The sequence below is a fragment of the Arthrobacter sp. ISL-95 genome, from assembly GCF_018613695.1.
Taxonomy (GTDB): Bacteria; Actinomycetota; Actinomycetes; order Actinomycetales; family Micrococcaceae; genus Arthrobacter.
Map to the genome: position 1 here is coordinate 214,748 of NZ_JAGGPR010000005.1, position 24,045 is coordinate 238,792.

General features: G+C 58.6%; 22 protein-coding genes. 7 read left to right on the forward strand and 15 right to left on the reverse strand.

The features are described from left to right. Positions 1-213: 213 nt before the first annotated feature. The 11 genes from J7I86_RS07205 to rfbB form a co-directional block, all read right to left on the reverse strand. Positions 214-840, reverse strand: coding sequence for an LPXTG cell wall anchor domain-containing protein (locus J7I86_RS07205; protein ID WP_214818245.1), 627 nt, complete (start codon positions 838-840; stop codon positions 214-216). Positions 841-1,012: 172 nt separating this feature from the next. Then, positions 1,013-2,887, reverse strand: coding sequence for a DUF4012 domain-containing protein (locus tag J7I86_RS07210; RefSeq protein ID WP_214818258.1), 1,875 nt, complete (start codon positions 2,885-2,887; stop codon positions 1,013-1,015). 3 nt (positions 2,888-2,890) lie between these two features. Continuing rightward, entirely contained in the window at positions 2,891-4,204 is a 1,314-nt protein-coding gene (locus J7I86_RS07215) for a UDP-glucose/GDP-mannose dehydrogenase family protein (RefSeq protein ID WP_214818261.1), read from the reverse strand. Between the two features lie 44 nt (positions 4,205-4,248). Further along, complete coding sequence (locus J7I86_RS07220; protein WP_214818274.1) at positions 4,249-5,685, reverse strand: sugar transferase; 1,437 nt, start codon at positions 5,683-5,685, stop codon at positions 4,249-4,251. 184 nt (positions 5,686-5,869) lie between these two features. Further along, entirely contained in the window at positions 5,870-7,018 is a 1,149-nt protein-coding gene (locus tag J7I86_RS07225) for a glycosyltransferase (protein WP_214818288.1), read from the reverse strand. 52 nt (positions 7,019-7,070) lie between these two features. Beyond that, positions 7,071-7,994, reverse strand: coding sequence for a glycosyltransferase (locus J7I86_RS07230; RefSeq protein ID WP_214818300.1), 924 nt, complete (start codon positions 7,992-7,994; stop codon positions 7,071-7,073). A gap of 227 nt (positions 7,995-8,221) precedes the next feature. Beyond that, a complete protein-coding gene (locus tag J7I86_RS07235; RefSeq protein WP_214818303.1) occupies positions 8,222-9,304 on the reverse strand; it encodes a lipopolysaccharide biosynthesis protein in 1,083 nt (360 codons plus the stop codon). Positions 9,305-9,419: 115 nt separating this feature from the next. Continuing rightward, positions 9,420-10,535: a glycosyltransferase gene (locus tag J7I86_RS07240; RefSeq protein WP_214818321.1), complete on the reverse strand. Its 1,116-nt coding sequence runs from the start codon at positions 10,533-10,535 to the stop codon at positions 9,420-9,422. Positions 10,536-10,678: 143 nt separating this feature from the next. Next, entirely contained in the window at positions 10,679-12,178 is a 1,500-nt protein-coding gene (locus J7I86_RS07245) for a polysaccharide biosynthesis tyrosine autokinase (protein WP_214818335.1), read from the reverse strand. Between the two features lie 292 nt (positions 12,179-12,470). Beyond that, complete coding sequence (locus J7I86_RS07250) at positions 12,471-13,886, reverse strand: bifunctional dTDP-4-dehydrorhamnose 3,5-epimerase family protein/NAD(P)-dependent oxidoreductase (protein WP_214818347.1); 1,416 nt, start codon at positions 13,884-13,886, stop codon at positions 12,471-12,473. A 1-nt stretch (position 13,887) separates the two neighbouring features. Further along, on the reverse strand, positions 13,888-14,886 hold the full coding sequence (gene rfbB / locus J7I86_RS07255) for a dTDP-glucose 4,6-dehydratase (protein WP_214818357.1): 999 nt from the start codon (positions 14,884-14,886) through the stop codon (positions 13,888-13,890). Positions 14,887-14,941: 55 nt separating this feature from the next. Between rfbB and rfbA the strand changes: the two genes are divergently transcribed. After that, positions 14,942-15,838, forward strand: coding sequence for a glucose-1-phosphate thymidylyltransferase RfbA (gene rfbA / locus J7I86_RS07260; protein ID WP_214818373.1), 897 nt, complete (start codon positions 14,942-14,944; stop codon positions 15,836-15,838). A 202-nt stretch (positions 15,839-16,040) separates the two neighbouring features. Further along, positions 16,041-16,232, forward strand: a complete 192-nt coding sequence (locus J7I86_RS07265; RefSeq protein WP_214818376.1) for a hypothetical protein — start codon at positions 16,041-16,043, stop codon at positions 16,230-16,232. Between the two features lie 103 nt (positions 16,233-16,335). Here the strand turns inward: J7I86_RS07265 and wecB are convergent, their stop codons facing one another. From wecB to J7I86_RS07280, 3 genes are all read right to left on the reverse strand, one after another. Further along, on the reverse strand, positions 16,336-17,478 hold the full coding sequence (gene wecB / locus J7I86_RS07270; RefSeq protein ID WP_286179461.1) for a non-hydrolyzing UDP-N-acetylglucosamine 2-epimerase: 1,143 nt from the start codon (positions 17,476-17,478) through the stop codon (positions 16,336-16,338). Positions 17,479-17,577: 99 nt separating this feature from the next. Continuing rightward, positions 17,578-18,126 (reverse strand): YdcF family protein, encoded by a 549-nt coding sequence (locus J7I86_RS07275; protein WP_214818387.1) that lies wholly within the window; start codon positions 18,124-18,126, stop codon positions 17,578-17,580. Then, positions 18,123-18,587, reverse strand: coding sequence for an Lrp/AsnC family transcriptional regulator (locus J7I86_RS07280; protein WP_043806261.1), 465 nt, complete (start codon positions 18,585-18,587; stop codon positions 18,123-18,125). Before J7I86_RS07280 ends, J7I86_RS07275 begins: the two co-directional genes overlap by 4 nt. A gap of 171 nt (positions 18,588-18,758) precedes the next feature. Between J7I86_RS07280 and pdhA the strand changes: the two genes are divergently transcribed. Genes pdhA through J7I86_RS07295 form a run of 3 tightly spaced genes read left to right on the forward strand, consistent with a single transcriptional unit; the run spans position 18,759 to position 22,602 of the window. Next, a complete protein-coding gene (gene pdhA, locus J7I86_RS07285; RefSeq protein WP_214818399.1) occupies positions 18,759-19,985 on the forward strand; it encodes a pyruvate dehydrogenase (acetyl-transferring) E1 component subunit alpha in 1,227 nt (408 codons plus the stop codon). Next, positions 19,982-21,082, forward strand: coding sequence for an alpha-ketoacid dehydrogenase subunit beta (locus tag J7I86_RS07290; protein WP_214818402.1), 1,101 nt, complete (start codon positions 19,982-19,984; stop codon positions 21,080-21,082). Before pdhA ends, J7I86_RS07290 begins: the two co-directional genes overlap by 4 nt. A gap of 2 nt (positions 21,083-21,084) precedes the next feature. After that, positions 21,085-22,602, forward strand: coding sequence for a dihydrolipoamide acetyltransferase family protein (locus tag J7I86_RS07295; RefSeq protein WP_214818405.1), 1,518 nt, complete (start codon positions 21,085-21,087; stop codon positions 22,600-22,602). 254 nt (positions 22,603-22,856) lie between these two features. On the opposite strand, the gene J7I86_RS07300 is transcribed toward J7I86_RS07295, so the two are convergent. Continuing rightward, positions 22,857-23,090: a hypothetical protein gene (locus tag J7I86_RS07300; protein ID WP_214818408.1), complete on the reverse strand. Its 234-nt coding sequence runs from the start codon at positions 23,088-23,090 to the stop codon at positions 22,857-22,859. Positions 23,091-23,300: 210 nt separating this feature from the next. Here J7I86_RS07300 and J7I86_RS07305 point away from each other — a divergent pair, with 210 nt between their 5' ends. After that, positions 23,301-23,705, forward strand: a complete 405-nt coding sequence (locus J7I86_RS07305) for a VOC family protein (protein WP_214818411.1) — start codon at positions 23,301-23,303, stop codon at positions 23,703-23,705. Continuing rightward, a complete protein-coding gene (locus tag J7I86_RS07310) occupies positions 23,702-24,004 on the forward strand; it encodes a helix-turn-helix domain-containing protein (protein WP_214818414.1) in 303 nt (100 codons plus the stop codon). The genes J7I86_RS07305 and J7I86_RS07310 overlap by 4 nt, the downstream gene beginning before the upstream one ends. Positions 24,005-24,045 lie beyond the last annotated feature (41 nt).

The window sequence follows — 24,045 nt, forward strand, 5'->3', positions numbered from 1 at the left end:
ACACGTACTGTGGAAATCCTTGCCGCACTCTCGGTAGACGGAACGTGCGGAGATGCAGGAATCTATCCCATCTGCGTCTTTTCCATTGTCGCCCCATGGTTCATACGATTACCACAGTGAGTTTGGATCGGGAAGAGCACAAAACCACTAGAGGGTGGGTTTGCTGGCCAAAAGCTTGGCCAACAAACCCACCCTCTAGTGGTTGTTCCCGAACTAGGCAGAAACCTCAGTGCCCTTTGCGCGGCGGCGAGCTACCACGACGGATGCCGTTCCAGCTGCCAAGGCGCCTGCGCCCACGAGGGACCACAGGATGAGGCTTGAATCTGCGCCGGTGTTGGCCAGCGGGACTCCGCCGGTGTTCGCCAGGCCAGTTCCCGCGCCAGTGCCGGCGTTGCCGCCAGTGTTGGAGAGTGCTGCGCCGCCGACGACTACCGTTACGGGGCCGACGGTGACACCGGACGAGTTACCGGTAGCGGTGACTGCGTATGCGCCGGGTTCGTTGATGGCGATGGGAGCCGAGAATGCGCCGTTTCCATCGGCAGTAGCCGACAGGGTGGACGGTGCCAGAGGGATCCTGGCAGAGACGGACAGACTTCCAGCGGAAACGCTGCTGCCACTGGCCGCAGGCGTACCAATCGGCGTTACGGTGATGGTGATGCCCTCACCCGGGGTGAATCCTGTGCCGCTGAAGACAAATGCTTCTCCCGGTGCTACGGAAGCATCGGAAACGGCCACGCTGGTGTTCGGCGCCGGGTAGTTGGCGTTGTTTGCTACGGCCGGAACTGCGCCGAGAAGTGCGATGGAGCCTGCGAGCGTAAGCGCTGCAAGAGATTTCCTCATATGTGTCCCCCCTGAGACCTTTGGTGGTGCGACGTGGTGTTGGAGATTTCCGAGACCCTACGAGCGTAAGTGAAATCTCATTGTGCTGCCCACGTAGAACTTACCATTCTATGCTTGCTGGCGGCAAAGAAAATTGATACCCGTTACAAAGGATTAACGTGCGCGTCTTTCCCTATTCACAACGGGCCGTGTCTGCGGCGTGGATCACATCGGTAGAAAGCTGCGTTGTGGGTGTGACAACCAAATTCGGTTCCGTGTGCTGAACGATATGGCCGAAATTGAAATCCAGTGCGGTACTTTCACCTGGAGCCAGTCTGACGGTAGATGTACCGACCGCCCGCTGGCTGTGACGTTGCGCAGCGAAGGGTATTTGTTTGCCATCCTTGACAACGGTGTCAATATTCGAAAGCACCGGCCCGTACGCTACGACGTTGGTTTGAACTGTGCCTGCAGGTACGCCAAACGCCCCGTCACCCGTCACATATTCCGGCAGGGAAGTTGCAGCGTCGGCAGGAGCCGTATTAGTACTCGTAACCCTCACCGTAACTTCTCTGTAGCCGTCGCGTGTACAGTCCTTCACCACTTGCACGGTTCTCTTCATCCAGTAGTCCATTTTTGCCCCAGTGCCGTCGTTGAAATAGATGCCAAACTGGGCTGGTGAAATCGAGATGCCTGCGATCGACCCACTGAGGGTGTAACGGCCAATAGTGGCCTGTTCGTCCCCAGAGTTGGACCACAGAAGTATCCTTCGTTCCCCGACACCCCTCGAAAGGGCCTCAAGGAGTTTCTTGGCATCCGTTTTTCCAGCGGAGAGGGCCGAGAAGACTTCATTGGCCGCCCCTGCAAAGTACACATCCTGATCCTTTGGTTCTTCGATCTTGGCGTACGCATCCGACAACAATGTCTGAACAACGTTCTTCCCGGTCAGTTCTTGTGGCAAGTCGCGGCCAATTTGTCGAACAATCGGATCTTTGACCTCGACCGGGCCCGTGGCCTCGAGAATAAAGCTGAGCGCAACAGGGTCAAGTGACAAGACTCCGTCGAGCTGTTCTCCCGTGCTCTTTTCCCACATCGCACGAGCAGTGCTGGCGGATGTTGCGAAATCCGGAGTCAGGTTAACGTCCTGCATGAACTTGCCCAGCCTGGCGGTGTATATTGCCCGTTGTTCATCCTCGACGGCTACAGGCGGGACAAACGAGCCCAAAGCCGTAGCACTCGTTTGCGACTCCAGTTCCAGCTTGCCCTTGTCGACCTTCAGAACCGCTAGCGCGCCAGGAATTCCTCCGGTTGCACGGGATTCTGCATTATTTTGCATCAACAGCAGATATTTGCGTGGACTATCGGCTCCGAGCATGTCAGGAGCTAGTGCGGCCACGTCCGATGCAGAATTCAGGTCGCCTTGAAGCGACGCTAGCTGGTCGCGGGCGTCCACCAGGGGTTCGGATACCTGGGGTAGTAAGGAGCTGGTGTCAATATTGTTGAGTCGCTCTGCAGATTCGCGAATTGTGTGGGCAGCGGCCTGAACTTTAGGCGCGGCGGCTTTGAGTGGTCCCAGATCCATACCTGTGGAAGTTGGCGTTAAAGCCTTCCAGTCCAAGGATTGAAAAGCCGTGACCAGTGGAACCGCGCCCAACTGGGCCACGTCATCCGCGGTCGTGGCCACCTCGCTGACTGCTTCGAAATTTGGTCCCAAGAATGGGAGAACGGCTGCAAATCTCCAGACAGGGTCTGATGCTGCGGTTCTGGCGGATTCAGTGTGCTTGACCATTGACTGAACCGCCGCCTCGGCTCCTGCTGCGTCATTTGAAGCAAGCGCGACCTTGAGCCTAGGGACGATTTCGGTGGCTGCCTGCAGTTCGCTCTTAACCGATAGTGCTTTAGAGCCCAACCAGGCTGCTGCACCAAGGAGCAATACGACTACGGTTGATGACACCACGCCGGCAATTAGGACACGGCGTCGACGCTGTGCCTTCAATCTTCCCTGACGACGAATGTCCGTTTGGGCGGCGTCCCTACCAACCTGTTCTTGTTTTCTCTTGGTACTCATCGTCTATGGTCGGCCCAGGCCACGGTAGTGCCATCCCGCAGCTCGCCACTTCGCGGGGTCAAGAACATTTCTCCCGTCGAGGATCCGAGGCTCCGTCACATATTGCTTGACCGTATGCGGATCCATTTCGCGATACTGCTGCCACTCTGTGAGCAGAAGGAGAGCATCGGCATGCATGACTGCGGTCTCTGTGTCTTCCACGTACTGTAGTTCCGGGAATCGACGGGCCGCGTTAGCTAGAGCCTTAGGGTCGCTGACAGTCACCACTGCCCCTTGCAACTGAAGCTGAGCTGCGATGCTTAGCGCCGGTGAGTCACGGACATCGTCACTTTCCGGTTTGAACGCGGCGCCCAAAACGGTAATTCTCTTTCCGAGCAGGCTGCCGCCACACAACTCCCGGGTCAGCTCGACGACCCGGGTTCGTCGGCGCATGTTGATGGCATCAACCTCGCGGAGGAACGTTAGTGCTTGGTCAGCGCCGAGTTCTCCCGCGCGAGCCATGAACGCACGGATATCTTTGGGCAGACAACCTCCTCCGAATCCAATTCCGGCGTGGAGGAACTTCCGTCCAATGCGATCGTCCATTCCGATCGCGTCGGCCAACTGCGTGACATCTGCTCCTGCTGCTTCGCAAAGCTCCGCCATGGCGTTGATGAACGAGATTTTTGTTGCAAGGAATGAATTGGCGGCTGTTTTTACGAGCTCTGCAGTCGCTAGGTCAGAAACCAGTCGGGGAGTCCCTGCAGACAGAGGCGCATCGTAGACCTCATCCAGGATGGCGACGGCCGGGTGATCCTCGGAACCATCGGCGACACCATAAACAAATCGATCTGGATTGAGAGTGTCGGATACCGCGTGGCCTTCACGCAGGAACTCGGGATTCCATACGAGGTGCACATCCGGTTGAACTTCAGCGATCACTTCAGCGAGGCGAGATGCTGTGCCAACTGGGACTGTTGACTTTCCTACGACGACCTCGCCTGCAGAAAGGTGCGGCAGGAGAGCGCGAAGGGCGGCATCCACATAGCTCATGTCCGCGGCGTTTTCCCCCTTCTTCTGAGGCGTACCGACACAAATGAAATGAACGTCGCTCCCAGCGGCGGATGCCATGTCTGATGTGAAAGAGAGACGGCCTGTATCTTGGACCTCCTTAAGAAGGTCCTCAAGTCCCGGCTCATAGAAAGGGGCAGTTGCCGCGGAGAGTTCGGCGATCTTGCGCTCATCCACATCGATGCCAACGACGTGGTGGCCCAATTTTGCCATGCACGCGGCATGAACTGCACCAAGGTAGCCGCAGCCAATTACTGATATACGCATTGTGAGTCGATTCCTTTCGCAGCAATCTGCGTGGGAGGTTGGGCCTAATATGCGCCGGTGCTGTGGAACACGGCGCGAGCTGTTCGAAGGATGATGACAAGGTCCCCGGCCAGAGACCAGTTTTCAACGTAGTAAAGGTCGAGACGAACTGAGTCCTGCCAGGAAAGGTTGGAACGGCCGCTTACTTGCCAGAGTCCGGTTAGTCCTGGTTTGACAAGCAAGCGGCGCCGAACATCCTGTTCGTAAGCTTCAACTTCCCGCGGCAGTGGTGGCCGCGGGCCCACGAGGCTCATTGAGCCTCCCAAGATGTTAAAAAGTTGTGGAAGCTCGTCAAGACTGTACTTACGAAGGAAACCACCCACTCTGGTGATACGGGGATCATCCTTCAACTTAAAGAGAAGACCTTTGCCCTCGTTGCGATGTTCCAGTTCGGCGAGGCGAGCTTCCGCATCTACCACCATGGACCGGAACTTGAGCATCTGGAATGGGCGTCCCTCTATACCCACGCGAGATTGGCTGAACAAAATCGGGCCTTTGCTGTCCATCCGTACCAGAAGAGCAACCACCGCCATGAGCGGAGACAAGACGAGAATTAAGATGCCTGAGACGAGGATGTCGAATAGGCGCTTCGCAACTCGCTGCCCGCCTTCCAACGTGGGAGTTGTCACGTGGATTAGGGGCAGCCCTGCCACCTGCTGCGTATGAATTCTCGGACCAGCTATGTCGGTGAGAGCCGGTGCCATGATCAAGCCGACGTTACGTGAGGCGAGTTCCCAGCCAAGTTGGCGGATCGTTTGGGGATTAAGTTGGACGCCAGCAGAAACCGCCACAGCATCAGCTCGGCACTCATCGATGGCAGCCAAGACTGAAGCCGTGTCGATGCCATTGCCCAATATGGGAAGCGCTGGCCCTTGATCTGTCGACTCTCCGTATAGCGCCCCCGGAGTATAGGCAGCTATTGGAAGGTACCCAGCGTGCTTGGCGCTATGGAGGGATGAAGCCAAATGCGCCACTGCGCTCGGGCCGCCCAACAAAAGGAGGCGCGACATACTGCGTCCCTTTTGTCGAGCAACGCTCAGATGCTGCCGGAGAAGCCAGCGGGCCAGCAGGAGTCCTGCAAGACCGACAGGCAGCGCGATTCCGACGTAGCCTCTGGCTGTCTCAATTCGAAACACGTAGGAGAAGATAGCTATAAGACCAAAGAGCCACAGCGAAGCGGCCGCCACGCGCTTGTACTCATCAGGGCCTGCACCCAAGATGCGGCTTTGACGACTGCTCCACGCGCCAAGCATGCACCACCAAGCGGCAGCCAAGACTGCCGACAGCCAGGCATAGTTCAGCTCCTGACCCGATACCACAAAGTCTGGTTCGAGCCCGAATCTTATGACATATGCACCGGCTACAGCCCAGATAATGACAAATCCGTCAACAACACGAAGGATGCGGGAAGTGCGCTGCCGCCAATCAGAATCCGTGTCCAATTATGAACCCCATGACATAGATAATCCTGGTCGGGGAAACCCCCCGTTGTTAGGATACAGGCGCTGTTCTCGGTGCCGTAATATTTCGATACCCGATCGCGAATGTTCGCGGGGGGCGGGCAAGCTGGCCTCGACTGATTTGGCAATGTGACTATCTGCGCCGTATCCGTGTTGCTCTGTGAAATCACTTTGCACGTTGGAAACGCCGGACGCTGAACTTCGCTGGGCTATCGGCGCGCCTCACAAGTCGAGTGAGAGCCTCCTCGTAGGCCGCACAAACCCCCTCCCACGAGTAGTCGGAGATAGCTCGCTTCTGGGCTGATTCCGAGAGTTCCTGCTGCTTCTCGGAATCGTTCATGACTGCCGAAAGCCCGGCCACGATTGATGCGGGAGTCGCCTCGACGAATTCTGCCCCGCTGCCCAAAACTTCCCTGTTGTAAACAGTGTCCCGGGCTACAACTGGTGAGCCGCATGCCATTGCTTGTACTAGCGCGGGGTTAGTGCCCCCAACGCTGTGCCCGTGGAAGTAAGCTCCAGCATGCTGCCATAGTGAGTGGAGTTTCCGATCGTCACTGACATGGCCCAGCCAGTAAAAGTTTGCCGACTTGGCCCTGAGGTCGGCGGCCCGCTCATCGAGTTCACCGCCGTAACCTGAGGAGCCAACGAGTACTACTGGCCAAGATTCCGCGAGTGTCTCGGCTGCATCCATGAATTCTGGAATCGTGTTCTCGGGTACGAATCTGGCAACGGCTAGAATGTATCCTCGGTGGGTAAAAGGTTCTTCTACTGCCAATTCCTCTGACACGTCGCCCCCATAGGGGATAAAGTCTCCGTCAACCTTGAATTCTGCACGCCAGTAGTCACCGATAGCCTCTGCGTCATAGACCATTCGGGTGCCAAACCTGGCTGTCATGACGGCCCCCAAATGGAACGCCTTTTTTGCGAGTCGTCCCCACTTGGCACGCTCCCACTCAATGCCATCAACATTTACCAGAGTCGGAATGCGTCTCAACTTAAGCATTGGTAGGAAGTAACCATTGGCAGTATTCATCACTAATGCCACATCAGGTTTTTTGACAAGAGCATGTAATGAAGATGTCAGTCCGTACGAGAGAGTACTCAACGACTTCGATTCGACGCCCGGCATAACGACTGACTTGACGCGAGGATCCATCGTGCTGTCGTTGACCTTGGTCGCATTCTTCCGGCCATAGACAGTTACGTCCCAACCCCTCTCGGCGAGATAGGGCGCGAGCCGGCGGACAGCGGTCTCAAATCCGCCGTAGTAGCTGGGATAGCCCCTTGTTCCAATGATGGCTACAGATCGTTTCATGGATGATTCCGTTCTTGGATGATGTTCAGTTCCGGCTGACCTTGCTGATGCGTCAACGGGTGAGCTCACTGAGGACGAACTCTGTCTTGTGCCGCCAGGTGTGGACCTCCGGGATGTTCCCCGGTTCGCGGGGAATCCTCCTTTGGGATCCGACTTTCGTCTCAATCCAGGCAACGTGATCTTCGGCAGGGCGAACGTAAACGGACCCCAGGTCTCGTTGTCCGGCGCCCGCCACGGGAGTCGATAGGACAGGTAGGCCGGCGGCCCTGTATTCGTAAGTTTTAAGAACGTCTCCGCCTACCTCGAACTCGCCCACGTTGTGTGGGACCCACCCAATATCGAAGGACTGGAGAAGCGCAGGTACGTCCTTGTAATGTACGTCTCCCAGTAGCTCGAGGTTCGGAAGGGTCTCCATCACTGGCCTATATTCACTGTCCAGAATTGGCCCAGCAAACACGAACTTTATCGCGGGCAGTTTTTCCGCTGCCTCGCTGACGAGTTCGAGGTTAACTCTTTTGCCGATTTTTCCGACATAGCCGACGGTGACTGGTCCCGAAGCGGTGGACGCCGGATCGAAGCGTTCTGGATCGCAACCGTTTGTCAGCAGAGTCGCATCGTGTCGACCGAATCGATGAGCTAGTGCGAGTGTGCCCTCAGCGTTCGCCGTAACGGAGTCAGCTCGATCAAAAATACGCCGATACGCTATTTCGAGCTCTGGCCAAATGGATTCGAAGGCATAGTGAATCGACCAGTCATCCAAGAGGTCGACGGAGATCTTTCGCTTCCCGCTTTCCAGGTCATTCCATATGTTTGAGAGGGCTACTAGCGGGTTCCAAATTACAGCAGGGGTCTTGTCACCAGCGTTTGGCAGCGTGTAGTCGTTCTTCGACTGCAACCACCAAGCGCGTCGGTCCTTGAACTTGGGAATAGCCCAAGAATACGAATCAAAAGCCACAGTATTGGCCGCGGCTGGCATTTGGAGAATTTTGCGAGTGAGGGGTCGGAGTAGCTGCGGTTCCGGTCGTGAGAGTACGGCAACAGGGCCAGTTGATGAATTGAGCTTTCCAAGCCATTCGATCATGTGGCCATCGCGTGTTCGATAACCTTCACTTAACAGTTTCTGTTGACCGTGCATAGGAAAGGCCAGGACTGAAGGGGTTGAGTTCTGCAAGGATGACATCCTCTGGTTGGGCTGTGATGGGTTTACGCTGCGACTCGAACATGCCGTCCGATCATGAGAACAGTGCTCTTTTGGTGTATCGAACGGCCGACGAGCCAAATGAGCCAAAACAAGTAAGTGGCCGCAGACACAAATGCGGCGCCGACTATCCCAAAAGAGGGAGCGAAAATGAAGTTGCCGCCGATGTTCAAGGCGGCCAGGAGTCCCAGTATTCCTATGCTTGAACGATATGATCCTGATGCCATCAGTGCCACATACCGTGGTGCACTCCAGACCATGAAGAGTCCTGCGGCGACAACGCCTAGAGCAACGTCAAAGTCCGCCACGTATCGGCCACCCGAAAGGATATTGGTTCCCCAGTGGACTCCTGGAACCAACAGGACAGCGATCAGTGCCATCCCGCCTAAGTAGAGAACACCTGACTTTGATGAGGTCCCTTGAAAGGACCGACGGAGATTTCTTGCGATGTAAGCATTGGATAGAGATCGGAAGACGCGGTCCACAAGACCGTAAGCCATCGCGTACGTAGCAAGCTCCAATGGCTGGACGATCCCTTCCAAGATCAGGCGGTCAGCGCTGGCGATAATCCACAAAGCCATGTTCATGGCTCCCACAGCGTGACTTGATATGCCTTTGGCCCGTTCTAGGGCCGCACTCCAGCGACGTGGCCACAGTGATAGAGAGACGAGATTCGCCGCGAACGTACTACATATCGCAGTTGTGAAAGTAACGGCATCAAGAACAAAAAGCGTACCAAGGAAAAGGAGAGGGGCTAGTGCTCTCGTGGCAAGGATGATGAGGTAGCGATTAAACCGTCCAGCGCCGAGTTCAAAGGATGTACTCGATTCAGCGAACACGAAACTAAGCATGCACAAACCGGCAACCAGGGCGTCGAAATTATATTCCCGAACCGCCCCTACGTAGAGCCCTACTCCGGCAGCAGCAGCAACGGCCACCCACAGTTCGGACTGCTGGAATCGGATTCTCCTATGTCCGTCGGCGGACATCTTGGCGATTCGTGTCCCAGTCCCAGTTCCGACAACAGCGTTTCCTATTGCCCAAAGAGCAGTGACAACGGCGTAGTGAGCGTAATCGGCCGTTGGCATGCCTCGTGCCAGTAGGGAGACTGTCACAAGGGCGGTTACGGCGGTCAATCCTTGTGCCAACAAGGATTGATGGAAGAGAGCCCGTACGGCGCGCTTTAACCGCTTCATGATGTTGTCATTGTCTCGAATCGATCACTGACAGAAGAGACGACAGCTGCCCCGCGGCTGCTACCGGCGTAAGTAACGCTTCGAAGCGCTGCCTCGCCAACCGACCGGAGTGCCCGTTCGCCAGGGTTCTGATTTGTTCAGCTACAGCTGAAGGGCTGAGTGACGTCTGGAGGGGCGTGTAGGCTTCCGAAGCAATCTCATCGATGGCGGGCGTCGGTGACGCCAGCACCGGAACGCTCGACCTCATTGAGTCAACCAGCTTTGCGGGGAGCTGGAACTGAGCTCCTGGACCATCGTCGGTTATCGGTATTAAGGAAACGTCGACCTGCGAATAGGCCTCATGCAAAGGCATATTTGGTGGAAGTTCGATCCAGTTTTCGTCTGTGCTCTCCGGCTTTCCGAGACCACAATTGGCGAAAGTCACGAGAGTCAGATCTTTGTTTTGCCTCATCAACTCCAGGAGCAGTCCACTGCCCTTGTGGGGACGTAGCGTTCCCAATGAACCGAACGTCACTCTAGGCGTCGACCCAAGTTCCTTGGAATGGTCTCCGATATCCTCGCGAACATGGGGAATCCGTGCCGAGGGCTGGAAGGATTTTGGGTAGACAGTCGCCAGCGAATTACTCGAGAACGTAAAACCGTGGGCTACACGGGCAATACGGGCCTGGGCTTGGCGTATCCTTCGAGCACTGCCGCGACGAACGGGATTCAACTTCAGTTTGTTGATAAGGCTCTGTCGCGTGAAAGCCTCTGCCAATCCGGCATCATCATCATCGAGATCCAAGATGATGAGCGCATCAGGTACAGCTCGACTAATGTAGGTGGCCAACCGATCAACAGGCGAGATACCTTTGGCTAACCAAAAGACCGTACGACTACTGGACCGCTTGGGGAGCGCGGCCAGTTCTTTTTTCCATTTTTTGGTCAGCCCTTCCGTATCAATCTGAAATTGGCTAGCGCCCTTCCAAATCGGGCCATCACCGAAGGCCAAGAGGCGGGTGGGTCCGATCGCCTCGGCCACCATCGCCATGGAAATGGCCCTGCCGAGGGCGTTCGAGTCAATTGCATGGCCAATGACCACGAAGTCGAAGGCGTGATCGTGTGCCTTTTCGTCGGCTAGCATTTGCGTCTCCAAAGGGATCATGGGAGTCGACACTCGTCGTGACAACTTCTGCAATCGGCATGTACGGCACCCCTGGTCCTAGTTCCAGATCAAGTTGAGATGAGACCAGGAAGCAGAATCGGGTTGATGCTAAGTAACGTCGGTTAGCGCTTCAAAGGGAAAACACTGGCGGGGCGAGTGCTGTCGGAATCAAGAAGCTCACTGGCGGTCGAAGAAGGAGCAACAGCAGTCGGCCGAATTTTTGCACGGGAGCCAGCACGCGATCGCACTTCAGCGTCCATAAGCTGGGCTTTCTCGTCGTGGCTGTAGTAACTGTATGCGTAGGCGTCTGGTCCCTTGGATGGCAACCGATTCAGGACAATTCCAAGAACGGAGGCTCCCACTAACTTCAGTGAAGACATCGACTTTTCCAGGTCGTGGTGTCGGAGTTTCTGTGATCCAACGACCACCACCACACCGCCGACGTGCTGTGAAAGGACGGCGGCATCCGTCACCGGCAGCAGAGGAGGGGCATCAATAATTACTGAGTCGAAGACCTTTTCCAGCCTTGTAATAAGGTGCTTCATTTCACTGGAAGCCAATAGCTCACTGGGATTTGGCGGAATTTGACCCGAGGTCAGGACGTAGAGATTGTCCTCGCCCCAGGGTTGCAACAGGTCATCAACATCTGCAAGACCAACCAGCGCCGTCGTGAGCCCCGCTCCTCGATCCAGTCCGAGGTACTCGTTCACCATAGGCCGTCGTAGGTCGGCGTCGATAAGACACACCGTTTGGCCGGCTTGCGCCAACGCCAATGCCAGGTTTGTTGCCGTTGTGCTCTTACCCTCGCCAGGTAGCGAGGACGTCATGAGTACCGTCCGGGCTTGGCCCGAGACATTTGCAAACTGAAGATTAGTACGAAGCTGCCTGAACGATTCCGCCCTCGGGCTTTGTGCTGGAGTCTGGGTCAGTAGCGGCCTGTCGCTCGCCTCAGGGTCAAAGGTGATGGCACCCAACAGGGGGGCGTCCGTGACACGCCGGAGGTCTTCTTCGCCGCGAATGCGGCTGTCCAGCGTGGTGCGCAGGACAGCTGCGGATACGCCCACAGCGAGCCCTACGATCAGGCCCAGCAGCAGATTGAGCTTTGTGTTCGGTGCTGAGGGACTAGAGGGCGCCTTTGCCGGTTTGATGACCGAGAGGCTCACGGGAGATGAGCCGCCGGTCTTGGGCTTTTCCAGCGAATCGACCGCCTTGATCAGGCTGTCAGCAACAGCTTGCGCAATGGCTGCAGATTGAGCAGGTGAATCATCGGTCACAGCGATGTTGATGAGCACGGTGTTGGCATCTGTGCTTGCCGTAACCTTGGGGGCCAAGTCCTCAGCTGCGATTGGTAGACCCAGGCTGTCGATTACAGGCTGGAGCACTACAGGCGTGTCAACGGTCTTCACATACGATTGCACCCTTGCCTGGGTGAATGTATTGCCTTGCTGTAGTTCTTGGACAGAACCGGAACTTTGGATAGCTACAAACAATTGCGTCTCAGCCGTGTAGCTCTGCTTCACGAGGACGGAGGTGAGACCTCCCGCAAGGACACCGCCAACTGTGATCGCTGTGATCAGTATCCAGTTACGGCGCAGAATGCGCAGGTAATCGCGTAGGTCCAAACCGGAATCCCCCTGTGTTATTAAGCTGAAGGCGCGCGAGCAACGTCCGCATGAGTCAGTGGGACGGCGCCTCAGGGCAATTGTACCCGTCACATGCATTGGGTCATCACTTGAGGTGATGACGCATTTCGTTATTCAAGAATGAGGTACAAGAGCTAAAGGAAGCCAGGGATTTGGGGACAAAGTCCCCAAATCCCTGGCTCCCCTTACGACTCCAGCGACTCAGCCGCCAAGCCGTGTTACGGGAAAGTTAAGATCTGGTAAAAGTCGTCACAAACTCTGCCGTCGCTAGTCATGGGGAGGTGGTGAGAGCTGCTGTGAGACGCTGTTGGGCCTGTGGTGGAATGAAGCCGGCGGTGGTGATCTTGTTGAGATCCAGCGTGCTTTTGAGAGGTCGGGGGGCAGCTTCTCTGCCGTGGAAATAATCTGCTGTGCTTACGCTGCTCACGTCGTTTCGAGACGCTCCAGCAAGCTCAAAGACGTCGGCGGCGATGTCTGCCCACGACTGGGTAGCCCCATCGCTGCTCAGGTTATACGTCCCGTATTCCGCTCTTGAGTCAAGCAGATGCCGAATGGACTCGGCTATGTCCACTGCAAAGGTGAGCCGCCCGGTTTGGTCATCTACTACGGCAGGTTTAACTCCTGCGGCTGCAAGTTTGGCCATGGTACGGACAAAGTTGTTACCGTCACCAATAACCCAGCTCGCGCGGACGATGTAGTGCTTGGGAACCACGCTTACAACCGCGTCGCCCGCAGCCTTCGTCTGCCCATAAACGCCAAGAGGGGAAAACTCTTCATCCTCAAAATGCACGTCTCTTGTCCCGTCGAACACATAGTCTGACGAGACGTGCACCAGCGTTAAGTCGTGTTCGACGGCAAGCCGAGCCAGCCGTGCCACGCCGGCGACATTGGTCTGCCAGGCGGCTCTGCGGCCGTCAGCAGATTCTGCAGCATCGACTGCCGTGTACGCAGCCGCGTTGATGACGGTGTCGTAGTTCTTCCAATTGCGAGAAGCGAAGGCTTCTCTCGAGTCGAGGTCGAATTCGGCCCTGCCAGCAAACTCTACGGAAAGGTCATCTTTGTACGCTTCGCGGAGTGCCTTCCCAAGTTGTCCGTTCGCCCCTAGGACAAGGGTCATTCGCGGCGGCATCGGAACTACTTGTGAGAGACGCGGGTGAACTTTGTCCTTGTCGGAGAGTTCGGCGTTGGCCAGTGGGATGGGCCACGGAATGGCTGCGGTCTCGTCCGCCAGGTTAAGGAATGTGTATTGCCCCTGGGCATCAGCGCTCCAGTGATCATTTACCAGGTACGTGTAGGCAGTGTTGTCTTCGAGAGTCTGAAAAGCGTTGCCGACACCGCGGGGGATGAAGATCGCCTGGCTGGCATCCAGAGTTGCAGTGAATACGTTCCCGAAAGTGGGCCCATGCCTGAGATCAACCCAAGCGCCGAAGATCTTGCCGTTGGCAACGGAGATGAATTTGTCCCATGGCTCCGCGTGGATGCCGCGGGTTGTTCCCGCTTTTTCGTTGAAGGAAACGTTGTTTTGGACGGGCTTGAAGTCGGGGAGGGCAAGCGCCAGCATCTTCTCGCGCTGCCAGTTCTCTTTGAACCACCCGCGGTTGTCACCGTGAACGGGCAGGTCAAAAAGCACCACGCCGGGGATAGACGTTTCTCTTGCGGTCAACTGCTTGGAGAACTCGATCGACATCTTATTGACCCTGCTTCGTGTACTTGGCCTCAGTTTGGGCTTTCTGCGGGCGCCACCATTGCTCGTTTTCGCGGTACCACTCAATGGTGTTTTTGATGCCGGCGTCAAAGTTGGAGTACTCAGGGCTCCAGCCCAACTCCGCGCGCAGCTTTGAGGAGTCGATTGCGTATCGAAGGTCATGGCCCGGGCGATCGACGACATGGTCATAAGCGTCGCGGCTTTGACCCATGTGCTCAAGGATCAGTTCCACTACGTCTTTATTGTTCTTTTCACCGTCGGCCCCGATGAGGTAAGTCTCGCCGATACGGCCTTTTTCGATGATCGCGAGCACGGCCGAAGAGTGGTCATTGGCGTGAATCCAGTCCCGGACGTTTTCACCCTTGCCGTAGAGCTTGGGACGGACACCGTCAATGACGTTCGTGATCTGGCGGGGTATGAACTTCTCGACATGCTGGTAAGGGCCATAGTTGTTGGAGCAGTTACTGATTGTCGCCTGCAGGCCGAAGGAACGCACCCACGCCCGAACCAAAAGGTCTGAGCCCGCTTTAGTAGACGAGTATGGACTGGAGGGATTGTACGCAGTGTTCTCCGTGAAGCGCTCCGGGTCGTCGAGTTCCAGATCTCCATACACCTCGTCAGTCGATATGTGGTGGAAGCGCCTGTCGTGCTTGCGTGCAGCTTCGATCAGCGTGTAGGTGCCGATGATGTTGGTGTCCAGAAAGGGCCGCGGATCATGCAACGAGTTATCGTTGTGCGATTCAGCGGCGTAGTGGACTACAACGTCATGCGTTTTGACGAGACCGTCGACAACGGCTGGATCCGCGATGTCACCTCGAACTAGATTGACCCGGTTGGTGGGCAGCCCAGCGAGGGACTCTATATTTCCGGCGTAGGTTAGCTTGTCAAGCACGGTGACGCTGTGATCCGTGTTTTCAACAATAAAGTGAACAAAGTTTGAACCAATGAAGCCGGCGCCGCCGGTTACGAGTATCTGCCCCATGACGCATAACCTTACGGGTTTGCGGATGCCCATACGAACACGGAATGATCTGATCATGCGAGGAATCATCTTGGCTGGGGGAACTGGATCGCGTCTGCACCCGATCACCCTCGGCATTAGCAAACAACTTGTCCCTGTCTACGACAAACCGATGATCTATTACCCATTGTCAACGCTGATTCTGGCTGGCATTCGCGACATCCTTATAATCACGACTCCTCACGATGCGGAGCAATTCCAACGTCTCTTGGGAGATGGCTCCCGGTTTGGTGTGAATTTAAGTTACGTCCAGCAGCCTTCGCCTGATGGCTTGGCGCAGGCCTTCACGTTGGGAGCAGACCACATCGGTAGCGATACCGTTGCCCTGGTACTCGGCGACAACATCTTCTACGGACAGGGTATGGGCACGCAACTGCGCCGATACGCAGATGTGGACGGCGGTGCGGTCTTCGGTTACTGGGTAAAAGACCCCAAAGCGTATGGTGTGGTCGAGTTCGATCAGGACGGCCGTGCGATCTCGCTGCAGGAAAAGCCCGAGAACCCTCGTAGCAACTACGCCGTCCCCGGTCTCTACTTCTACGACAACGACGTCGTTGAGATTGCCAGGAACCTAAAGCCATCAGATCGTGGTGAGCTTGAGATCACTGACGTCAACAAAACTTACCTGGAGCGCGGCAAACTCCATGTCGAAGTATTGCGTAGGGGGACCGCATGGCTGGACACTGGGACGTTCGAGGACCTCAGTGATGCGTCCAACTTCATTCGGACTGTTGAGAACCGGCAGGGTTTGAAGGTTGGTGCTCCTGAAGAAATTGCTTGGCGTTCGGGTTTCCTCACAGATGATGAACTGCGCGAGCGGGCCGAGCCGTTGGTAAAGAGCGGCTACGGCTCGTACCTCTTGGGACTTCTCGAAACGAACCAGTCCGAGTCCAGGGCGGTTCCCGTTCACTAGGTGGCGCCTTCGCCGAAGCCTGCTTCCAAGATCGGAAAAGATACATGTGGCTGCGCATAGCTGAGGCGAAGTCGGTGCGTGGGCAGGGCCGTTCTAGTTTAGATTGCCGAGTACTTCGAAGCTGAGACCAAGTAGTGGGTCCAAAAAACACAAGTACTAACTACTCGTGTGCTTGGTGCCTGAACCTCTCTAGTCTCAAGGGATGATCACCCTATTAGATACCGGCGGTGAGCCTCCGGAGCAAGCAGGTCGCAGGGCTGGTGAGGGACTCCGGGACGCCGGGTGGACAACGCTGTCAATCACTACGGCGTTGTTACTACTCCCCGTGATCGCCATTGACGAAGCCCTACGCGCACTTATGCCGTCAGGAAAGCGCAGCCGCCACGTCTACTGATCCGCGCGTCAGTTTGAGCTGAGATGCATGGCGTGGGGGCACGATTGCCTGCGGCGCGGATAAACTTCGGCGGATAGGAAGGCACGCTTCGCTTGCATTGCGTCTAAACCACCCGTTCCACCCCGAACTCCTCCACCCGGCGCCCCACACCCAGCAGCTCGGCAATGGCCGCGATCGTCCGCTCCGACGCGAGCCCGTCGCCGTAGGGGTTCACAGCATTGGCCATGGCCTCAAAATGGGAAGCATCGTGAAGTAGCCGGCTCACCTCAGCCACAATCCGCTCCTCGTCCGTGCCGATGAGCGCAACAGTGCCGGCTTCCACCGCTTCGGGGCGTTCGGTGTTGTCCCGCATCACCAGCACGGGTTTGCCCAGGCTCGGCGCCTCTTCCTGAACTCCACCCGAGTCGGTCAGGACGATGTGGGCCAGGGAGAGCATGCGGGTGAATTCGCCGTAGGCCAGCGGCTCGCTCACCAGGACGTTCGCCTTGCCCTCCAAAGAGGGGAGCACAGCTTCGCGGACCACGGGGTTCTTGTGCGCGGGAAGGACAATCACCAGGTCCGGCTCGGCGTCGGCGATGCGGGCGAGAGCCCGTCCGACTCCGCGCATGGCGTCGCCCTGGTTCTCACGGCGGTGCGTCGTCACCAGAAGAACGCGCCGACCACTGGCAGCGAGGGATTCCAGCTGAGGGTCGGAGAACGGAACCTGCTTGTCCACGGTAGTAAGCAACGCATCAATCACAGAGTTGCCCGTCACCACGATGTCCTTGGCAGCAACACCCTCAGCCAGCAGGTTTGCTCGGCTGGTGCTGGTCGGTGCCAAGTGCAGGGAAGCAATCTGGCTGGTGATCTTACGGTTCGCCTCTTCCGGGAACGGCGAAAGCAGGTTGCCGCTGCGGAGGCCGGCTTCAACGTGGATCACGGGAATGCCGTGATAGAAAGCGGTGATAGCACCGGCAGTTGACGTGGTGGTGTCACCCTGGACGATCACAGCGTCCGGCTTGGAGACAGCGAACAACTTGTCGAGACCGCTCATGGTGCGGGTCATGATGTCCGTGAGGGACTGTCCGGGCTGGAGAATGTTGAGGTCGTGGTCCGGCGTGATGCCGAACAGTTCGTTGACCTGGTCCAGCATTTCGCGGTGCTGCCCGGTGACGGTGACAACGCACTCAAAGAGGTCCGACTCCATCAATGCCCGCACAATAGGGGCCATTTTGATGGCTTCCGGTCGAGTCCCAAAGATAGGCATGATGGTGTGCACGTTTTCCCCCAAATGACCGGCCCAAGAAGGCACTCGAAACTAGTGCAATCCTATCCGTTCAGAACACACAAGAAGTCCGCAGAACACTTAGCATTCAGGCCGCACCCACACATCAAACAGGCCACCGGTTTCCACCACGAAGCGCCACACCCAACCGGCGGGGGAGAGCTCCGGCTCGGTGCCCACCATGTGCACCTCCGCTTCAATGCAATGATTCATCAGGGTTCCGGTCCGCTGAACGTGATAATCGGACGTCACCACTGTCACCGACCGCCATCCTCGTTCCGCCGCAAGGTCCCGCAGGCGCAACGCCTCGCCCCTGGTGTTCAGCGGGTCCGGGCGGAAGCAGTCAAGGTGAGTGTCGCCGTCGTGCGCTTCACAAAACTCATCCGAACCGGCGTTGGCTGGCAGGCCCGTGGTGACAACCACCAAGTCCTGGATGCCCAACTGATCCCGCAAGGCAAGGCCCACCGGGAGGCGTTCACTGCTCATGCCTCCCAGGACCACAATGGCGTCGGTCCGCTGGGGAGTGGCGTGAGCCGGATTGTGAAAGAGCTGGAAGGCAGCAATCAGCCACAACACACCCGCCAAAACGCTGGCCGCCAGGGTCCAGGCGAACTTTCGTTGGAACGTCACCGGGTATCTACGTCCTCGAACACCAGGAAAGTTTGGGTATCCAGGATGCCGTCCATGGATTGCAGTTGATCGAAGATCACACGGCGGAGGTGGATGTTGTCTGTGGCGCGGACAAGGAGGATGACATCGAAGTCGCCGCCCACCAAGGCAATGTGGTGGATCTCCGGGATAGCCCGCAACTGTTCCTTCAGTTCGCGCCACGAGTGCTGCTGTACCTTCAACGTCACGTACGCCGAGGACCGCAGGCCCGCCTTGATGGGATCCACCAGTGCCGTGAACTTGGTCAGCACGCCCTCACCCGTGAGCCGGGCGATCCGAGAGTAGGCGTGGGCGCGGCTGATGTGGACGTTCTCCGCCACCTGCGTAATGGACATGCGCCCATCGGTGGTCAGCTCGCGGATGATGTCCCTGTCAACACTGTCCAGCGGTACGGCGGTCTGCTCCGCCTCGGCCTCGCTCACTGGCTCTCCAATTCGTCTACAGCACGGGCACGTTACCCAGCTCACAATTACAATTCGTCTTTCAGAGTACCCACTTTGGGCAAGGGCTTCCATGATTTAGCAGAAAGCTGGATACGAAACTGACCCGGGGAACATACTGGAAGCACATAGTGGCTAGAGAAGGACGGACCAATGACGATCCACGCAGATCACTCTGCGCCGGAAACGGCTGTAGACGACTCCGCCGCTGACGTTCGGACAAAATTCGGCATCAGCGTTGAGGACTACATGCTCCCCGCCCGGCACCAGATCCAAATGGTGAACCCTGACGGCACCCTTCGCTCCCAAGACGAGCAAGGCACCGAACCCGGCCACGAATACCCCACGCCCGGCGACGCTGAACTGATGGCCGCGTACGAGCAACTCGTCGTCGGACGCCGCGTCAACGATCAGAACTCCGCGCTGGTCCGGCAGGGCCGCATGGCCGTCTACCCCTCGAGCCACGGCCAGGAAGCCTGCCAGGTTGCAGCTGCCATGTGCCTCAGCGAAGGTGACTGGCTGTTCCCTACCTACCGTGACGCCGTCGCCGTCATGACCCGCGGGGTGGACCCCGTTGAGGTGATGACCATCTTCCGCGGCGACTGGCACGGCGGATACGACCCCACAGAGCACAAAGTGGGCATCCAGTGCACCCCGCTGACCACCCAGCTGCTGCACGCCGTGGGCGTTGCCCATGCGGCCAAGCTGCGCGGTGAAAACACCGTGGTGATGGCCATGTGTGGCGACGGCGCCACCAGCGAAGGCGACTTCCACGAAGCCCTGAACTTCGCCGCCGTCTTCCACCTGCCCGTCATCTTCTTCGTGCAGAACAACAAGTACGCCATCTCGGTACCGCTCAGCCACCAGTCCGTGGCGCCATCGCTGGCTCACAAGGCTGTTGGCTACGGCATGGCCGGTGAACGCGTTGACGGCAACGACCTCGTCGCGCTGCTCGCCGTGATGGACCGGGCCGTGAAGCTCGCCCGTGACGGCTCGGGTCCGCTGCTGATCGAGGCCCACACCTACCGCATGCAGGCACACACCAACGCCGACGACGCCACCCGCTACCGCCCGGACAGCGAAGTCGCCGAATGGCAGGCCAAGGATCCGCTGGCACGCATGAAGTCCTATCTCACGGACAAGGGCCTGCTGGACGCCGCCGCTTCGGAGCGCATTACTTCGCATGCCGAGGCCGTTGCTACGCAGCTCCGCGAAGGCCTGGGGGAGGACGTCCCCGTCCAGCCGCTGGACCTCTTCAAGTACGTCTTCGCCAAGCAAACGCCGCAGCTGAAAGAACAATCCGAGCTGCTGGCCAGCGAACTCGCCCGCGCTGAAAGCGCTAATGGCACCGACAACTCCGGAACGGAGAGCGCAAAATGACCGTCACCACCAGTGCCAACGGCACCACCACAGCCAACGTCAGCGCAGCCACCGCCAGCGCCGCCGCTTCCGCCGCGGCCACTGCCGAAGCCACCGGCCCGCAGAGCCTCACCATGGCCAAGGCACTGAACACTGCCATGGCCGACGCCATGCGCAATGATCCCTCCGTCCTGGTCTTCGGCGAGGACGTGGGAATGCTGGGCGGCGTTTTCCGCATCACCGACGGCCTCATGGCCGAATTCGGCGAACAACGCTGCTTCGACACCCCTCTGGCCGAATCCGGAATCGTGGGCATGGCTGTGGGTATGGCCATCAACGGCATGCGCCCCGCGATCGAAATGCAGTTCGACGCCTTCGCTTACCCGGCCTTCGAACAGATCGTCAGCCACGTAGCCAAAATGCACAACCGCACCAAGGGCAAACTCAAAATGCCCATGGTCATCCGTGTTCCCTACGCCGGCGGAATCGGGGGAGTGGAGCACCACTGCGACTCCTCCGAGTCCTACTACGCCCACACCGCCGGCCTGAAGGTCTACACCCCGGCCACCGTGGCCGACGGCTACCGCATGCTGCGCGAGGCAATCGACTCCGACGACCCCGTCATGTTCATGGAACCCAAGAAGCTCTACTGGTCCAAGGACCAGGTTGACTTGGGTGCCCTGCGAGCAGAGCACGACGCCGGCACCTCCACCGAGGGCCGCGCAGCTGTTGCCCGTCCCGGCACAGACGCGACGCTCATCGCCTACGGCCCGTCCGTCCCCACCGCTCTCGCCGCGGCTGCGGCGGCTGCCGAGGAAGGCCGTTCGCTCGAAGTCATCGACGTCCGCACCCTCGTCCCCTTCGACGACGAAACCGTCTGTGCGTCCGTACGCAAGACGGGACGCGCCGTCGTGATCGCCGAAGCCCACGGATTCGCCTCCGTGTCCTCCGAGATCGTGGCCCGCGTCCAGGAACGCGCGTTCCACTACCTCGCCGCACCGATCCTCCGCGTAACCGGCTTCGACGTCCCGTTCCCGTCTCCCAAGCTGGAGCACTACTACCTGCCGAGCGTCGACCGTATTCTCGACGCCGTCGACGATCTCCAGTGGGAGGACTAATTATGAGTTCAGATATGCAGGTCTTCAAACTGCCCGACCTTGGCGAGGGCCTCACCGAGGCCGAACTGGTGAACTGGCTCGTTGCCGTGGGTGACGAGATTGTGGTTGACCAGCCCATCGCCGAGGTCGAAACCGCCAAGTCCATGGTTGAGGTGCCCTCGCCTTACGCCGGCACCGTTGCCGAGCTGCACGGTGAGGCCGGTCAAACGCTCGACGTCGGCAAGCCGCTGATCTCGATCGCTCGCGCAGGTTCTTCCACGGGTTCGCCCGCTGCCGCTCCTGTTACGGCTCCTGCTGGTTCTGTTGATCCTTCGCCCGTGTCCTCGGGGCTTGACGTTTCGTCCGACGTGGAAGCTGCTGCCGAGACGTACCGGACCGAGGAGAAGGCAGGCTCCGGCAACGTGCTGATTGGGTACGGTACGCCTGGGGGAGTGACCGGTGGCCGGACGCGTCCGCGGAAGGCGAGCGTTTCAGTTGTTGATTCTGCTGTTTCTGTTGCGGCTCCTGTTGCTGAGCCGGTGATGGAGCCGGCTGTGGCCGGGACGCGCATCCCCGGCAAGCTCAGTGCTGTCATCTCGCCGCTGGTACGGAAGATGGCGCGCGACCATGGTGTTTCCCTCGAAGCGATTGAGGGTTCGGGTTCCAGCGGGCTGATCATGCGCCGGGACGTGGAGGCGGCGATTAGTGAGCCTTCTGTTGCTGCTTCTTCTCGTGTTTCTGCTCCCGCGGCGGCTCCGGCTACGGCTCCCGCCACGGCTGCCGCTCCCGTTGCTGCTTCCGCTGATGCGGGTGCCGTTGACAGCCGGACTGGTTTGTCCGTCTCTGCGCGGACGCCCGTTCGCGGGGTCCGCAAGGCTGTGGCCGCGAACATGACCCGCAGCCGCTCGGAGATCCCCGAAGCCACGGTTTGGGTGGACGTGGACGCTACCGCGCTGCTGGAAATGCGGGCCGAGCTCAAGAAACGCGCACCGCACGATACCCCTGGTCTGCTGGCCTTCATCGCTCGTTTTGTCACGGCTGGGTTAAAAAAGTACCCGGCCCTGAACACGCGCTTTGAAACTGCCTCGGATGGCTCGCAGGAGATTGTCGGTTTCGACGGCATCAACCTCGGCTTCGCCGCACAGACCGACCGCGGACTCGTGGTCCCGTCCGTACGGAACGCCCATGAGCTGAGCGCCCGCGAACTGGACGCAGAGATCCGCCGACTCACCGCCGTCGCGCGCGACGGAAAGGCGACGCCCACCGAACTGGGCTCCGGCACCTTCACCCTGAACAACTACGGCGTGTTCGGTGTGGACGGCTCGGCCGCGATCATCAACTACCCCGAGGTAGCGATGCTGGGCGTGGGCCGCATCATCGACAAGCCCTGGGTGGTCAACGGTGAGCTGGCAGTCCGCAAGGTCACCGAATTGACCCTCGCCTTCGACCACCGCGTGTGCGACGGCGAAACCGCGGCCGGCTTCCTCCGGTACGTGGCCGACGCAATCGAAAACCCGGGTGGAGCGCTCGCGGACATCTAGCCCCGTCCCGCACCCTCTCTCACATCCCATCCCTTAATCGCGGTCCCTCTCTCACGTCCCTCGGGTTTGATCCGGACGGTCTATCAGATCCCTCGGGTTTGGGCGGGTCGCTCTATCACCTCCTGAGTAGTTCCTCGGTATCTGCCCGCAGGCGGGCTTCCCATTACGGGGTGCCCGCCGGGTGGGCGGGTGTGAGACGTTTGGACGCGCCCGACGCCGTAGACGATCCTTTTGCGGGACGCTTCGAAACTACTTCAGCTGCCAGTTGGACCCTCGTCGTTCGCGACACCCTCGATCCAGTCCACAGCTTCGTCCGAAAGCTGGGGGCCGTCTGCTGATCCGCTTGCCCACCACCTCGAATCGCTGGTGCCGCCCGTAGCCGCCATGATGCGGGTGACTACTTCCGGCGGCAGCGGCTCGCCGTTGTGTTCAATGAGCCAGTCGCGGGTTTCTGCATCGAGCAAAGGCCACCACACTTGGATATCCATCAACACAGCATTCCACCGGGAAGGTCTTGGGCACATAGCCCGCGTGGGGAGATCGGTCTCGATTACTGGTCCCTGCCGGCACCTACGCAAAACGCCTGGTCTGGTCACTATTTACTCGGCCATACCGCTAAGTAGGCTCCTACGCGCCCCAAAGTCGAAAAGCACGCCCAGGCCTTGACGTCACACTTGCATTTTGCAAGTATGGGCCGCATGAGCCTCTTCATCACATGCCCGGTTGAGAGCGTCGAGCGCGCTACCACCTTCTATACCGCCCTCGGCTGGACCCTCAACACCAAAATGTCCGATCACAACGTGTCATGCTTCGCCATCGCGCCCGAGCAGTACGTCATGCTCGGCAGCCGCGAGATGTACGCGAGCATCGGCGCCTCCGAGGAGCTGGTCGGCGGACCCGACACCCCCTCGAAGGTTACGGTCTCCTTCGACCTCGGCAGCCGCGAGGCGGTGGACGAACTTATCGAACGCGCGGGTGCCGCCGGCGGGCGGATCGGTGACACCGACGACTACCCCTTCATGTACCAGCGCCAGTTCGACGACCCCGATGGCTACCACTACTCGCCGTTTTGGATGAAACCGGACGCCGATCCGACCGCGTGAGCAATCTCGCTGCGGCCCTCGACGTCGTCGGGCCACGGTGGGCCCTGCTTATCGTGGAGCGGCTGCTCGACGGGCCACAGCGCTACGGCGATCTGCAGCGCGACCTCGGAGTGCCGACCAACATGCTCGCCACCCGCTTGCGCGAGCTCGAGGCCGCCGGGGTACTGTCCCGTCTGCCCCTCCGGCACAACACCCGTGCCTACGCGCTGACCGAGAGAGGGCTCGCCTTGCGCGAGGCGATTGTCGCGCTGGAACGCTGGGGTGGCGCGGAGTGGCCCAGGAGCGCCCTGGACACTTAACGCCTTTAAGAACCAGTCCAAGTCGCCCTTCTGCACGCCCA